Origin of the sequence: Streptomyces viridiviolaceus (assembly GCF_014650995.1) — a bacterium.
GTDB classification, from domain to species: Bacteria; Actinomycetota; Actinomycetes; order Streptomycetales; family Streptomycetaceae; genus Streptomyces; species Streptomyces viridiviolaceus.
On the sequence record NZ_BMWA01000041.1, the window covers coordinates 40,209 to 54,188 of the forward strand.

At 70.3% G+C, this 13,980-nt stretch carries 12 protein-coding genes and 1 pseudogene; 7 read left to right on the forward strand and 6 right to left on the reverse strand.

Features of this window, described 5'->3' with window-relative positions; genetic code table 11:
* Positions 1-27 precede the first annotated feature (27 nt).
* The gene (locus IE260_RS37810; protein ID WP_189880412.1) at positions 28-1,062 is read right to left on the reverse strand and encodes a PucR family transcriptional regulator; all 1,035 of its coding nucleotides are present in this window, start codon (positions 1,060-1,062) and stop codon (positions 28-30) included.
* Positions 1,063-1,157: 95 nt separating this feature from the next.
* Here IE260_RS37810 and IE260_RS37815 point away from each other — a divergent pair, with 95 nt between their 5' ends.
* The 3 genes from IE260_RS37815 to IE260_RS37825 are packed head-to-tail and all read left to right on the forward strand — an operon-like array spanning position 1,158 to position 5,681.
* Entirely contained in the window at positions 1,158-2,054 is an 897-nt protein-coding gene (locus tag IE260_RS37815) for an alpha/beta hydrolase (protein WP_189880424.1), read from the forward strand.
* A 58-nt stretch (positions 2,055-2,112) separates the two neighbouring features.
* A complete protein-coding gene (locus IE260_RS37820; RefSeq protein ID WP_229881716.1) occupies positions 2,113-3,951 on the forward strand; it encodes an ABC transporter ATP-binding protein in 1,839 nt (612 codons plus the stop codon).
* On the forward strand, positions 3,948-5,681 hold the full coding sequence (locus IE260_RS37825; protein WP_189880414.1) for an ABC transporter ATP-binding protein: 1,734 nt from the start codon (positions 3,948-3,950) through the stop codon (positions 5,679-5,681). The genes IE260_RS37820 and IE260_RS37825 overlap by 4 nt, the downstream gene beginning before the upstream one ends.
* A gap of 137 nt (positions 5,682-5,818) precedes the next feature.
* Here the strand turns inward: IE260_RS37825 and IE260_RS37830 are convergent, their stop codons facing one another.
* Positions 5,819-6,757, reverse strand: a complete 939-nt coding sequence (locus tag IE260_RS37830; protein ID WP_189880415.1) for a sigma-70 family RNA polymerase sigma factor — start codon at positions 6,755-6,757, stop codon at positions 5,819-5,821.
* 10 nt (positions 6,758-6,767) lie between these two features.
* Positions 6,768-7,958: an NAD(P)/FAD-dependent oxidoreductase gene (locus IE260_RS37835; protein ID WP_189880416.1), complete on the reverse strand. Its 1,191-nt coding sequence runs from the start codon at positions 7,956-7,958 to the stop codon at positions 6,768-6,770.
* Between the two features lie 260 nt (positions 7,959-8,218).
* Between IE260_RS37835 and IE260_RS37840 the strand changes: the two genes are divergently transcribed.
* On the forward strand, positions 8,219-9,088 hold the full coding sequence (locus IE260_RS37840; protein WP_189880425.1) for an AraC family transcriptional regulator: 870 nt from the start codon (positions 8,219-8,221) through the stop codon (positions 9,086-9,088).
* A 109-nt stretch (positions 9,089-9,197) separates the two neighbouring features.
* Here IE260_RS37840 and IE260_RS37845 read toward each other — a convergent pair whose 3' ends face one another.
* Positions 9,198-9,734: a hypothetical protein gene (locus IE260_RS37845; protein ID WP_189880417.1), complete on the reverse strand. Its 537-nt coding sequence runs from the start codon at positions 9,732-9,734 to the stop codon at positions 9,198-9,200.
* Between the two features lie 688 nt (positions 9,735-10,422).
* A complete protein-coding gene (locus tag IE260_RS37850) occupies positions 10,423-11,121 on the reverse strand; it encodes an alpha/beta hydrolase (RefSeq protein ID WP_189880418.1) in 699 nt (232 codons plus the stop codon).
* A 439-nt stretch (positions 11,122-11,560) separates the two neighbouring features.
* Here IE260_RS37850 and IE260_RS37855 point away from each other — a divergent pair, with 439 nt between their 5' ends.
* From IE260_RS37855 to IE260_RS37865, 3 genes are all read left to right on the forward strand, one after another.
* Positions 11,561-12,100 carry a GNAT family N-acetyltransferase gene (locus IE260_RS37855; RefSeq protein ID WP_189880419.1) on the forward strand — a complete coding sequence of 180 codons (540 nt, stop codon included), beginning with the start codon at positions 11,561-11,563 and terminating at the stop codon, positions 12,098-12,100.
* A gap of 303 nt (positions 12,101-12,403) precedes the next feature.
* A complete protein-coding gene (locus IE260_RS37860) occupies positions 12,404-13,111 on the forward strand; it encodes a carbon-nitrogen hydrolase family protein (protein ID WP_189880420.1) in 708 nt (235 codons plus the stop codon).
* Positions 13,112-13,222: 111 nt separating this feature from the next.
* Complete coding sequence (locus IE260_RS37865; RefSeq protein ID WP_189880421.1) at positions 13,223-13,639, forward strand: hypothetical protein; 417 nt, start codon at positions 13,223-13,225, stop codon at positions 13,637-13,639.
* 64 nt (positions 13,640-13,703) lie between these two features.
* Here IE260_RS37865 and IE260_RS37870 read toward each other — a convergent pair.
* Positions 13,704-13,911, reverse strand: a pseudogene (locus tag IE260_RS37870) (IS5/IS1182 family transposase); the annotation flags it as partial.
* Positions 13,912-13,980: the final 69 nt, after the last annotated feature.

The window sequence follows — 13,980 nt, forward strand, 5'->3', positions numbered from 1 at the left end:
CGGCCGGATCGGCGAGGCGGATGTTCCTCAGGCGTTGAGCAGCCGCCATGTGGTGAGGGCGAGCCTGGCCCGAAGCAGCCCGGTGGGCTCGGTGAGGTCGATGCCCAGGGTCTTTCCGATCTGTTCGAGCCGGCGGGCGACGCTGCTGTGGTGCAGGTGGAGAAGTTCGGCGGCCCGGCGTAGGGAGCCGGTGGTGCAGTAGGTGTCCAGAGTCTCCAGGTCGTCGGGGCTGCCGGCGATCAGGGCGATCGCGGCCACGTCGGCGTTGTCGCGCGCGGCGTCCCGGGGTACCTGGGCGAGCAGAGCCAACGCCCCCAGGCCGTCGTAGTGGACGACCGGCTGGCGTGGCGTGGTGAAACGCAGGGCGATACGGGCCTCCCGCCAGGACCGGTCGGGGCTTTTTGCGGCGCCGATGCCCGCGTGTACACCGGCGGGAAACCGGGTCGGGTCCATGGTGGTGGCCAGGATGGCTCCCACGCCGGCGATCGGTGCCGCCTTCACGGGGTGGGCCGGGCAGAGGAGGCCGGCGACCTGGTCGAGTGGAAACTGTGAGTCCACTGCGACGACGCGGATCGGCAGGTCGGCGGCGAAGCCCAGGAGCCGAAGCGCCCGGGACCGGGCCGCCTCGTCACTGTCAGGGCTGATCACGAGCTCGACGAGGGCGGGGTCGGCCATGGTGGTGCGGGCCGGTCCGTAGCGCTCGGCGACCGCCGCGGCGGCGATGGCGAGCCGGTCGAGGAGCACGTCGTCGAGTGGGCCGGGCGGTCCGGGGCGTTCCAGCCATACCTCTCCGATCTCCTCCTCGTCGAGAGTGATCGGTGCCGTGGTGGACGCGGGTGATGGCGGGGTGGACCCCTGTCTGCCGTCGGGCGAGATGCGGATAGCCCGCCCGGTCCCGTGGAGCCGGATTCCGGCCACGCACTCGGCCAGGCTCGCTGAGGCCCGTGCGAGCGCCGGGAGATCCACTCGGCGGCGCATCAGCGTGTCGTAGAACGCGATGACACGGATCGCGCCCTGGACGTGCGAGTCGAGTTGCGAGAGCCGTTCGGCCAATGCCTCCATGCGAGGAGCATAGGCGCCAATCGGTGCGTCATCAGGGCGAGTTGCCCGACGGATGGCGGATGACCTCGGAGACGACGGCGGCGAGGATGGCCGGCATGGACCCCGAACTCGAAGCATTCATCCCCTTGCTCCCCCGCATCGATCTGACCGACCCGGTCGCCTTCCGGAAGATCTACGCCGAGCTGGCCGGCGCCAGGCCGGCACCGGACGCCGCGGGACTGGAGGTCGAGGACCGCACGGTGCCCGCCGATCCGGGCGTGCCCGTGCGGGTCTACCGCCCGCACCAGGCCCAGTCTGCCGTCGTCTGGCTGCACGGCGGCGCATGGGTCGTCGGTGACCTGGACACCGAACGCAACTGGGCCGTCCCGATCGCGGAACTCTCCGGCGCGGTCGTGATCAGCGTCGACTACCGCCTTGCGCCCGAGCACCGATTCCCGGCCGCCCTGGACGATGTCTACGCCGTGCTGACCTGGGCGCACGAGCACGCCGCCGAACTCGGCATCGACCCGGACCGGATCGCGGTCGGAGGCCACAGCGCCGGCGCGAACCTCGCGGCAGCGGTGGCATTGCGGGCCCGCGACCAGCAGGGGCCCCCGATCCGCTTGCAGGTGCTCAACGAGGTCATCCTCGACGACCGGCAGCGGACGTGGTCGGCGCGGAACTTCACCGACACTCCCTGGAATACTCGCGCCGTACGCGCCGCGGCGTGGGGGCACTACCTGGGCTCCCAGCCCGTCACCCCGTACGCCGCACCGGCGCGGGCCGACGACCTGTCCGGCCTCCCACCGGCATACATCGCTACCGCTGAGTTCGACCCGAATCGCGACGAAGGCATCGAGTACGCGCTGCGTCTGCTCCAGGCCGGCGTGCCGGTCGAGCTGCACCAGTGGCCCGGCACTTTTCACGGGTCGCTGGCGATCCAGTCCGCCGAGGTGTCGCAGCGGCAACTCGCCGAACTCGGCGCCGTCCTGCGCCGCGCCCTGGCCGGGTGAGGCCGTCACGGCCGGCCTCGGCCTTGCGCGCGACGAGATCGACGAAGACGGGAGAGCGATGAGCGCGATCGACTCTGCTGCGGTGAGTGAGGGGTCCATGCCGTCATCGGGGGCCGGTTCCGCAGTACAACAGAGCATGGGACGGCTGCTGCGCCCGCATGTCCGGAGCTTCGCGGCCGTCGTGATCCTGCAAGTGATCGGCGCCCTCGCGGGCCTGGCGCCGCTGTTGGCGGTCGTGGAGCTGGGGCGCACTCTGCTGGAGTCCGGCCCGGTCGACCGCGATCGTGTCTGGACGGTCGTGATCGTGGGTGCGGTCGGCCTGCTCGTCCGGTTGGTGTTCACGGCCGCGTCCTCCGCAATAGGACACATCCTCGACGGGAAGGTGCAGTTGACGCTCCGTCGGCAACTGGCGGCGCAGCTGGGGCGCGTGCCGATCGGCTGGTTCTCGCGGCGCCGGACCGGCGAACTGGCCAAGGTGGTCGGGGAGGACGTCAGTGCCGTGCACCCGTTCATCGCCCACACCCCCGGCGAGCTCGTCTCCGCCTTCGTGGTTCCGCTGGCGTCGCTGGTCTACCTGTTCACCGTCGACTGGCGGCTCACGCTGATCACGCTCACCCCGGTCGTGCTGGCCGTCGCGCTGGTCCCTCTGATGATGACCCCGGCCCGGGTGCGCGAGCAGGAGGAGTTCGACGGGGCCATGGGCCGGATCTCCAGCTCGGTCGTCGAGTTCGTGCAGGGCATCTCGGTGGTCAAGGCGTTCGGCGGGTCCAAGCGCGCCCACCGCAAGTTCCTCACGGCCGCGGATGACTTCGTCGACACCTTCAACCGGTGGGTGCACGGCATCTCCAGGATCGCTGCGGGAATGCAGCTTGTGCTGTCGCCGCCGTTCGTGCTGCTGGTGGTGCTGATCGGTGGTGCGGCCCTCATCACCGGCGGTGACCTGGCTCCGGCCGACCTGCTGCCCTTCCTGCTGCTCGGACTGGGTCTGACCGCCCCGGTCGCGGCCCTCGGCCACGGCTTCGACGAGATGCAGGCCGCGGGACGAGCCGTGGGCCGGATCACGGACGTACTGGCGGTGGAGCCGTTGCCGGAGCCCTCGCACCCGGTCGCGCCCCAGGGGTACAGGGTGGAGCTCCGTGACGTCCGCTTCGGATACGAAGAGGATCGCGAGGTGCTGCGCGGCATCGACCTCGTGCTGGAGCCCGGGACAGTCACCGCGATCGTCGGGCCGTCGGGAAGCGGAAAATCCACGCTGGTCCAGCTGCTGCCGCGGTTCTTCGACCCGATCCACGGTTCGGTCGTCCTGGGCGGTGTCGACCTGCGGGAGCTCGGCAGCCGGGAGCTCTACCGGTCGGTCGCCTTCGTCTTCCAGGACGTCCGGCTGCTGCGCGCGTCGGTCGCCGACAACATCGCGCTGGCCGTCCCGCACGCCGACCGCGAGGACGTGGTGCGTGCGGCCCGACTGGCGAACATCCACGACCGCATCCTCGAGTCGCCCCGCGGATACGACTCGGTGATCGGCGAGGACGTCGGCCTGTCGGGCGGCGAAGCCCAGCGGATCGCCCTCGCCCGCGCACTGCTCGCCGACGCACCCGTCCTGGTGCTCGACGAGGCGACCGCTTTCGCCGACCCGCAGACCGAACAGGCCGTGCGCCGGGCCCTGGCGACGCTGGAGGGCGAGCGGACCATCCTGGTCATCGCCCATCGCCTGGAAACGATCGCCGACGCCGACACCGTCGTGATGCTGGAGGAGGGGCGGATCGTCGAGCAGGGCAGGCCGGCCGAACTGCTGGCGCGGGGCGGAAGGTTCGCGGCGTTCCGGCAATCCCACCACTCGGCGGTCGCCGATGACGTCGAAGCCCACGGTCGCGTACTGCAAGGAGACGAGTTCCGATGATTCGAACGCTGCTGCGCGTGCTGGGACGCGAGTACGCCCAGCCCTTGCGCCGCACCGTGGCCCTGATGACGATGACAGCGGTGGCCGAGGGCCTGTCCTACGCACTGGTGGTCCCCGTGCTGCGGGAACTGTTCGGGAACACCCCCGAGAACGCCTGGCCCTGGCTGATCGGCTTCGGTGGCGCGATCGCGGTCTACGCGGCGCTGCGCTACATCAGTGACCTGTCCGGTTTCCACATCGGCACCGCGCTGCTGCGCGGCATGTACCACCGCCTCGGCGACCATCTGGCCCGGCTGCCCGTCGGCTGGTACAGCACGAGCCGCCTCGGAGAGGTGTCCGTCCTGGCCAGCCGCGGCGTCCTGGACGCGATGAGCGTCATCGCGCATCTGCTGGCACCGTTCGTCTCCGCCTGCGTGACTCCGCTGACGATCGTCGGCGTGATGCTCGTCTTCGACTGGCAGATGGGGTTGGCCGCACTGGTCGCGGTACCCATCGTGGCGGCGATCCAGATCTCGACGGGACGCTCGATGGCCGCCGAGGACGCGGAGCGCGAGGAACGCGATCACGAAGCCACCGGCCGGGTCATCGAGTTCCTGCAGGCCCAGCCGGTGCTGCGGGCCGGCGGCCGGACCACCGAACGCTTCCGGCTGCTCGACGACTCGCTGCAGGAAGTCGAGCGCGCCTCCCGTCGTTCCACGCTGTCGGCGCTGCCCGGTGCGGTGGGTCTGACGCTCACGGTGCAGGCGGTGTTCACAGCGTTGCTGGTGCTGGGTACCTACCTCGCCCTCTACGGGGACCTCGGTGTGGCGGAGACCCTCACGATCCTGGTGCTGGCTGCCCGCTGCGCCGATCCGCTGCTGTCGCTGACGGACATCGGCGGCAAACTCCGCGGGGCCCGGTCCGTACTGGCCCGGCTCGACACGGTACTGAGCACCGAGCCCCTGCCGGAAGCCGCCGAACCGATCCGGCCGCTGCGTCACGACCTGGAGTTCGACTCCGTCGTCTTCCGGCACGACGACCGCACCGTGATCGACAATGCCTCGCTCTCCGTGCCCCAAGGACAGCGACTTGCCGTAGTCGGGCCGTCGGGTGCGGGCAAGAGCACCCTGCTGCAGCTGCTCGCGCGGTTCTACGACGTGGACGCGGGCACAGTGCGCGTGGGCGGCGTGGACGTTCGCGACATCGACCCCGAGGTGCTGATGGCGCGGATCGCCATCGTCTTCCAGAACGTCTACCTCTTCGACGGCACGATCGAGGAGAACGTACGTCTCGGCCGTCCCGACGCCACCGACGCCGAGGTGCGGGCGGCGGCCACCGCGGCCCGGCTGGACGAGGTGACGGAGCGACTGCCCGACGGATGGGCGGCAAACGTCGGCGAGGGCGGCGCGCTGCTGTCGGGCGGTGAGCGCCAGCGTGTCTCGATCGCCCGAGCGCTGCTGAAGAACGCGCCCATCGTGCTGCTGGACGAGGTGACCTCCGCGCTGGACCCGGTGAACGAGGCGGCCGTCCACGAGGGCATCGAGCGCCTGATGGCGGGCCGGACGGTGGTGACGGTCGCGCACCGGATGCGGACCGTCCAACGCGCCGATCGTGTCGTCTTCCTGGACGGCGGCCGGGTCGTGGAGGAGGGCAGCCACGAAGAACTGCTGCGCCGCGGTGGCCGCTACGCCGACTTCTGGAACATTTCCATGGTGCCGGTCTCGAGAGAACCGGAATCCACCGGTCAATAGCCGGTCCAGGGGCTGCGCAGTGACGCGGTGGCGTGCAGAGGGGGATGTCGGGCTGCCGACCCGGCCCTGACAAGCGCGGTGAGCTGCGGATACGCTTTCCTCCTCCGGCTCGGGTCACTGGAGCGCGGTGGCTCTGGTCACCATGCGCTGATGACCGGCGCATCGGGTTCGTGCTGCCGCCAGGCCTCGTTGAGGCGCTCGAGCCGGTCCGCGGCGGCGATGCCGCGCAGGGACGCGACCTTGCCGTCGCCGACCTCGAACGCCACGGCGCCCACGACCCGGTCGTCGACCACGGCCAGGACGGCCGGGGAGCCGTTGACCAGCGCGATGTGCAGCGCGGGGGAGCCGCCGGCCAGCCGCCGCTTCGCCGGAGTGGGCTTGAAGCCGGCCCGTACGTAGGAGGCGATGCGCTCGCGCGTCTTGTACCGCAGCAGCCGCCTGGCCAGTCCGGCGCCGTCCGAGACCATGGTCGCGTCGGCGGTGAGCATCGCCACCAGCCGGTCGGTACGCCCCGACGTGGCCGCGACGAGGAACTCCTCGACGATCCGGCGCGCGGACGCGGGATCCACCTCGCCGCCGCCACGGCGTTCGGCGGCGATCCGGCGTCGGGCCCGGTGGACATGCTGCTGGCTCGCGGACTCGGTGATGTCGAGGATCCCGGCGATCTCGGCGTGGGGGTAGGAGAAGGCCTCGCGCAGGACGTAAGCGGCCCGCTCGACCGGCGAGAGGCGCTCCATGAGGATCAGTACGGCCAAGGACACCGATTCACGCTGCTCGAAGGTATCGGCAGGGCCGAGCATCGGGTCGCCCTCGAGGAGTGGCTCGGGCAGCCAGTCCCCGACGGCGCGCTCGTGGCGCGCCTGCGCCGAACGGAGCCGGTCGAGGCAGAGATTGGTGACGACCTTGGTCAGCCACGCCTCCGGTACCTCGATGCGTTCGCGGTCCACGGCCTGCCAGCGCAGGAACGCGTCCTGCACGGCGTCCTCGGCGTCGGCGGCCGAGCCCAGCAGACGGTACGCGAGCGAGGCCAGCCGGCCCCGGCTGGCCTCGAACCGATCGATGGCTGCGCTGTCCATGCGGAGGAGCCTATGCGGCGACCCTCACACCGGCCCGGTCAGGGGCGGTGGCCAGGCGGCGCTTGCGCTTCGGCATGCCGAAGGTCGGGTGAGCGATGCCCCATCCGGCCCCTTTGAGCACGCCCGACTTGAGCCACGCGGCGGTCCGGCCGCCCAGGTACCAGGACTTCGACCGGACGTCCCCGTCCACCATCTGGAAGATCGCGTCCCGCCGCCCGAGGCTGATGTGATTGCCGTAGTACTTGAGCCCGGTGGTCGGGACCTCGCTGCCCGTCAGGCGCGCGATGATCGCGGCGGTCGCCTGCATGTTGGTGAAGCCTGCCGAGGCGCAGGACATCGGCAGTGGCCGGCCGTTCTCGCCGATCGCGTAGGCACAGTCACCGGCGGCGTAGACGTCCGGGTGCGAGACCGAGCGCATGGTGCGGTCGACGACGATCTGGCCGGTCTCGGCGACCTCCAGGCCGCTGGCGGCCGCGATGGGGTGTACGGCGAACCCGGCCGACCACACGGTCACGTCGGCCGGGATGGACGTACCGTCGGCGGCGATCGCCCGTGTCGGCTCGACGGCTTCGATGCCGGTGTGCTCATGGACGGTGATGCCGAGCCGGTCGAAGGCCTGGCGCAGGTGACGGCGGGCCTTCGGGGAGAGCCAGGCGCCCAGCTCGCCGCGGGCGGCCAGCGCGACCGAGAGGTCGGACCGGGACTCGGCGAACTCGGTGGCGGTCTCGATGCCGGTCAGCCCTTCACCGACGACGAGCACGGTGCCGCCCTCGCCCAGGCCGGCCAGGCGCTCACGCAGACGCAGTGCCGAGGACATGCCGGTCACGTCGAACGCGTACTCGGCCACGCCGGGGACGCCGTGGTGGGCCACGGAGCTGCCGAGCGCGTAAAGAAGCGTGTCGTACGGGAGCTCGCCGTCACCGTCCTTGCCGGTCACGGCGACGGTTTTGCGCTCGGGGTCGACGCCGGTGACGCGCGCCAGGCGGAGCCGGACCCCGGTGCCCGCGAATACGTCGGCGAGCTTGCGGAACGCGAAGTCCTGGCCGACCGCGAGCTGGTGGAGCCGCATCCGCTCGACGAAGTCGGGCACGGCGTTGACGACGGTGATCTCGGTGTCGGCGGGGGACAGCCGGCGCGCCAGGTTGCCGGCGGCGAAGGCCCCGGCGTATCCGGCGCCGAGTACGACGATGCGGTGCTTCATGACGTTGCTCCTGTCTCGTTCGCGTGCCCCTTGAACGAGACGGCGCCCCGATTGCTGACAAGAACCTGGTGTGACGCGGGTCACGGAACTTGAGGGCACCAGTTCGCACCAGATGCGATCCGCGCCCGCTTCCGTCGGATGGCGGGTCGCGCTGAGCGTGGTCGGCTCCGCGTCCGTCCGGACGCATGATCGGATCGGATCGCAGCGATCGGGTCCGGCCGGGGCTCTGTCAGGCAGGGTTGACATCGAAAGGAGGCCTCGTGATCTCGGCACTCAACCAGCTTGTCGATCTCGTCGAGGAGCACCTCGCCGAGGAGCTCGACGTCCACGGATTGGCCGGGGAGCTCGGCACGACCGAATACCACCTGCGCCGCATGTTCTCATCGTTGGCCGGCATGCCGCTGTCGGAATATGTGCGCCGGCGCCGCATGACCGTCGCCGCTGCCGACGTGGTCCGAGGTGAGGACGATCTGCTGAGTATCGCGGTCCGGCACGGATACAGCTCGACCGAGGCGTTCGGACGTGCGTTCCGTGCGGTCCACGGTGCCGGCCTCAGTGACGTGCGCCGCGACGGAGGCCCCCTGCGCACACAACCGCAGCTCAGGTTCCACCTGACCGTAGAAGGGAGCATCCCCATGGACACCCGCCTCATCGACCGCCCCGTGTTCCGGCTGGTCGGACACGCAGCCCGGGTTCCGCTCATCCACCAGGGCATCAACCCGCACATCCAGCAGCACATCACCGCACTGCCGCAAGAGGAGCATCTCCGGCTGAAGGCCCTCGGCGACACCGAACCGGGGGGCCTGCTGCAAGTTTGCGACGACCTCGACCCCGACGGCACAGAGGGGAGCGAACTGACCTACCTGCACGGTGTCGCTGTCTCCCAGGACACGCCGGCCCCCGACGACCTCGACGCCATCGAGGTACCGGCAGGCAAGTGGGCGGTCTTCCGCACCGCCGGACCGCATCCGCAGGCCCTGCAGACGACCTGGGCCGCAACCGCGACCGAGTGGTTTCCCTCCAACCCGTGGCGTCTCCGGCCAGGTCCCTCGATCGTCGCGGTCCTCGAGCGCGCGGACGACTTCGGCACCGCGACCTGCGAGCTGTGGCTACCCGTCGAACCGGCGTGACGGAAGCGCGGTCAAGGGGGAGCAGCCCAACCTCCTCTCCCCCGCTCTGCTCGCGACCGCGGGAAGTGCTCCGCGTCGCCGTGGTGGCGGCAAGGGGCGCCGGTGGGGTTCAGTCGTCGTCCTCCTGGGGGTTGTAGCGGAACACGCCCATGTCGGCACAGGCCTCGGCGATGACGAAGTGGGCATCGAGGAACTCCTCGTGCGTGCGGGGAACGAGCTGATAGGCGTGGCTCATCCATTGCAGAGCCTGTTTCTCGGCGCGCTCGGCATCGGCGGAGGGCGGGGTGACGCAGGCGTCGATGAGGCCGTATCCGTGTTTGTTCTTCTCCCGCAGGTGTCCTTGGATGCGCCTGATCAGGTGGTCGGTGCTGCGGGCACGACCGATCTTCACGCGGGGAGCGGGTCCGGCGAAGTCCAGGACGTACAGTCGCGCTCCGTCCTCGGCTTGTTCCTGCCACAGCTGCTCACGGACCCGGGCGAAGACGCGCTGCTGGCAGTGCAGCGCAACGGACGGCATCGGCACCGTGCCGGCGGTGAGAGCTTCGCGGGTCTCATCTTGCAGTTGCCCCAGTGAGGGCGGAGAAGGCGGCAAGGGCCAGAGGACGGGCAGGGGCGGCGAGCCGGCAGCGAGGGGGCCATTGGTCATCGGACCACGCTAGCCACAACAGCACCCCCGCGCGGGGCATCGGCCGTATACGGGGCGTCAACACAGGAGGAAGGCCAGGGCAAAAGGGAACACGGATGCAGTGAGTGCCACGTCGGTCGACCCGCCGCCACCCACCCGCTCCTTCCCGGGCCGTTCCTACGGGCCGGGATGCAGGCGCCGTCGCCAAGGCACTGGCCCCGTCGTGGTGGGCGGACCGGATGGTAGAAACGTCCGGGGCCGCAGGTTCGTGACGTGGTCACCGGGCCGTGGGGGTCGCCCCACCGCTATCAGGTCTGTCTCTCCCACCTACACGCCGCCATCCGCCAGGTGGCCGAAGGGGGCCTGTAGCCGACTGCTGCGGCCGCCGACCTGCTGGGACGCGCACTGTTCAGCGTCGCGCAGACGACCTCCGTCTGACGGCACACGCGACTGTCCCTCCCGCCGCGCCCTGTCGTCCGGCTGCTGCCCGCATCCGCAGGACGGCCACTCGCCCACCAACCAGTCTTGCGGCTCGGGCAGCTGATCCCGGGGCCGGCTCTGTCCTCGGCAGCGGGCTGACAACCGTACCTCCGGGAGGCTCCGCTCGGACCCGGGGACTGAAGACGTCGGACGGCAGGTGCCGCGTCGTGCGCGAACCGCGAGAGGCGCGTGACCTGTGGGATCAGTGTGTCCGGGCGGACAACGGGCCTCAGGTGTTGGTGACTTCGCGTGCCGCGGCTTCGATGAGGTCGGTGACCGGACCCGGCTGGGATGCGAGCGAGGCGTGGCTGGCGTCGAGTTCGATGAGCTGGCGCGGGTTCATGCGCTGGGCCATTCGGCGCTCGTTGTCGGGGTGGATCATTCGGTCGGCGGTGGAGACCTGGTACCAGCACGGCTTGGTCTTCCAGGCCGGAGCGGTGACGTTGTCGCCGAATGTCGAGCCGAGCGGAGCCTTCTGGGTGACCGCCATGACAAGGGCTTCGTCCTCGGTCAGGTCCTGGCAGAAGCTCTCATGGAACTTGTCCTGTTTGATCCACAGGTAGCCATCGGAGTCCGGGGCGATGTTCTCGAAGGCCGCCGGCGGTTTCTCCTGGCTGATCTGTCCCGGACTCTCGCCCGCGTCGGGGGCGAACGCGGCGATGTAGACAAGGCCCGCGACATTGGGCAGGTCTCCCGCCTCGGTGATCACCGCACCGCCGTACGAATGACCGACGAGGAGGACGGGACCGTCGATCTGCCTGACCATCTGGCGGGTTCGCTCTGCATCGCCGGACAGCGAGGTGAGCGGGTTCTCCACGGCATGAAGGTCGCTGAAGCCGCGCCGGTGCAGCTCGACGATCGTCTTTCCCCAATGAGCGGCACCGCCCCAGAAGCCATGGACCAGGACGATAGCGGGACCACTGGACATGATGCGCGCCGTTCTGTTCGGAGTTCGTGCTCGCGCCCCCGCCTCCCTCACACTAGATCCGGTCGGACGTCGCGGCGACCGCATACTCCCCGAACGGAGACGCGGCAGGCGGTCGCCGGCGTCCTGCGCAGGCCCCGACAGGCAGGTCGGCTCAACGGACGGCCCGGCCGCCGTGGTCGGTCTCATGAGCCGAGACCGGCCACGGCAGCCGGGCCACCGCCCGCGAGCCCGGCCACTGGCTCTGTTCACGAATCCCGGTTCTGGCTCAACCGCCTCGGGCTCTCGTCACAGAGGTTGAGCCGGAACCCGAGAACGGTAGGCCTCCCGTCCCTGGCAGGCGTGGCTGTAGGGCCCGGCCCCGTTGAAGCGGCCCCGGGCCGGTGGCTTGATCGGTCTGCGAGTCTTGATCGCTGCCGAGCCTGCTGGTTGGGTGGCCGGCATGACTGAGCTCGGACCCGTCGCCTGGCCACCTGCCCCGATCAGAACCGAGAGGCTCGTACTCCGTGGGCCCGAAGCCCGGGACCGTGCGGCGTTCATCGAGCTGCTGGCGTCGCCAGAGGTGCACACCTACCTCGGCGGCCCCCGGCCGAGGGACGAGCTTGAGCGCGAGATGCCCGAGGTGCCCGAGCGGTGGCCCGGGAGTTTCGTCGTTGATCTCGACGGGGCGATGATCGGTCAGGTCCTGATCAGGAGAGCCCTGGAGCACCGCCGTCCGGCTGCCGCGGGGAAGGTCGATCTCGGCTACCTGTTCCTGCCGCGAGCATGGGGATTCGGGTATGCCACCGAGGCGTGCGCGGCGGCACTCGACTGGTTCGACGGCGCCCTTCCCGGCGAGCCGGTGGTGCTCACCACCCAGACCGCCAACGCCGGCTCGATGCGCCTCGCGGCAAAGCTGGGGTTCACCGAGGTAGAACGGTTCCATGCCTGGGACGCCGAGCAGTGGCTCGGCATGCGGTCCCCGGCCACGCCCTCTGATTGAGCTCGTGCTCGACAGTGCGGATCCGCAAGTCGACAGCACTGCCAGGACGAAGCCCGGCGCTGTTGAAGCTCGTGAACCTCACCGGGCGGAGACGGCCGAACGCCTCCCGATGCACTGTCGAAGCGCTGTCGGTTCTCGGGCTCTGGCTCAACTTCTTTGGGGCCAGCGCTGCTTGTGCCGGGGGTGCTGCTGTTGTCCTCGGCGCCCACCGGGACCGTCGATGCCGTGCCTTCTCAGGTGCCCGCGCGGCCCGTCCAGCAGGCCATATGATCGCCATGTCGACATATCTTGAGAGGACACCTCATGACTGGCGGAACACTGACCATCGCTGCCGCACAGCCCCGCTGCGTGGCCCACGACGTGGCGGGCAACGCCCTCGCCCACGCCGAGGCGGTGCGGGCAGCGGACGCCAGGGTCGTGGTCTTCCCCGAACTCTCCCTCACCGGCTACGAACTCGACGCGGCCCCGGTCGCACCGGACGACGAGCGGCTGGCCCCGGTCGTCGCGGCCTGCGCCGAGACCGGAACGCTCGCCCTGGTCGGCGCGCCGGTCCCCGGACCGCACATCGGGGTGCTCGCCGTGGACGGCGACGGCGCCCGCGTCGTGTACGGAAAGACCCACCTGTACGGCGCCGAGGCCGACCTCTTCCTGCCCGGCAAGCCGACGGTGCTCGAGGTGGACGGCGTGCGCCTGGGCCTGGCCGTGTGCCGGGACACCGGCCTGCCGGAGCACGCGGCCGCCACCGCCGCCCTCGGCATGGACGGCTATGTAGCCGGCGTGGTGCACTCCGACATCGAGGCCGAGGTGCACGGCGAGCGGGCCCGCCGGGTCGCCGCCGACCACGGCGTGTGGGTCGTCACCGCCGCCTTCACCGGTCCCACCGGCGGCGGCTTCGCCCGTACCTCCGGGCGCTCGGGCATCTGGGCCGCCGACGGGTCCCTGCTCGCCGAGGCGAGCGACCTGCCCGGTGACTTCGCCCGTGCGGTCGTGCCCGCGCCGACCGACGGCTAGGCCGTTTCGTTTCGGAACACCGAACCCTTGGCATGTGAGCGCGATCATCGGGTGCGGCGCCTCCGACGGCCTCTGTAACCTGGCGTCGCTGTACGTCGGGGGGAGCTGACCATGGAGAACATACTGTCCGTGGCCATCGGGGCCGCTATCGGCCTCATAGGGGTGGTGTTCGGGTCGTGGTTCACCGCGCGCCGACAGGACCGCATGTGGCTCCGCGAACAGAAGCTGAAAGCCGGGATCGGCTTCAACACGGCCGTAGTTCAGCTACTGGACTACCTGAAGGAAACACAGCTGAGTGACGACGGTCCCGGAGCCAACGAGTTGGCGAACCGGCTGCAGGAAGCACGCTCAGCCCTCTACCTGCTCTGCTCCAACGACACCGTCGATCTCGCCGATGCCCTCGCGCGGCGGGTCTGGAGCACCCGGCCCACCGGCGGCAGGGACGACCGCCGGGCCGAGTTCCGAGAGACGTTGGCCCTCCTGCGCCGCTTCACCCACCAGCTCCGGGAAGAGATCGCCAGATCGTAGTCCCCACTGGATCACCGGGCGGACCAGAGGGTGCACGGCGAGCGGGCCCGCCGGGCCGCCGCCAAGTGGCAGTGCCCCGCCACTGCTTTAAGCGGTTGATACACCGCTCGACGGAATTGCGCTGCTTGTAGGCATCACGATCGAAGGCTGGTGGCCTGCCGCCTCGGCCGGCCCCTTTGCACCCTGTGGTCCTGCTGATCGGCCGGGAAGGGGATCACCACGCGGATGCCGCGCCCGCGCAGGTACTGGCGGATCGCGCGGGAGGAGTACGCCTAATGGGAGGCGAAGGCCGGTTGGTGCTGACCTTCGTGGGCGCGAGTCGAGCCTTTGAGTATGCCTGG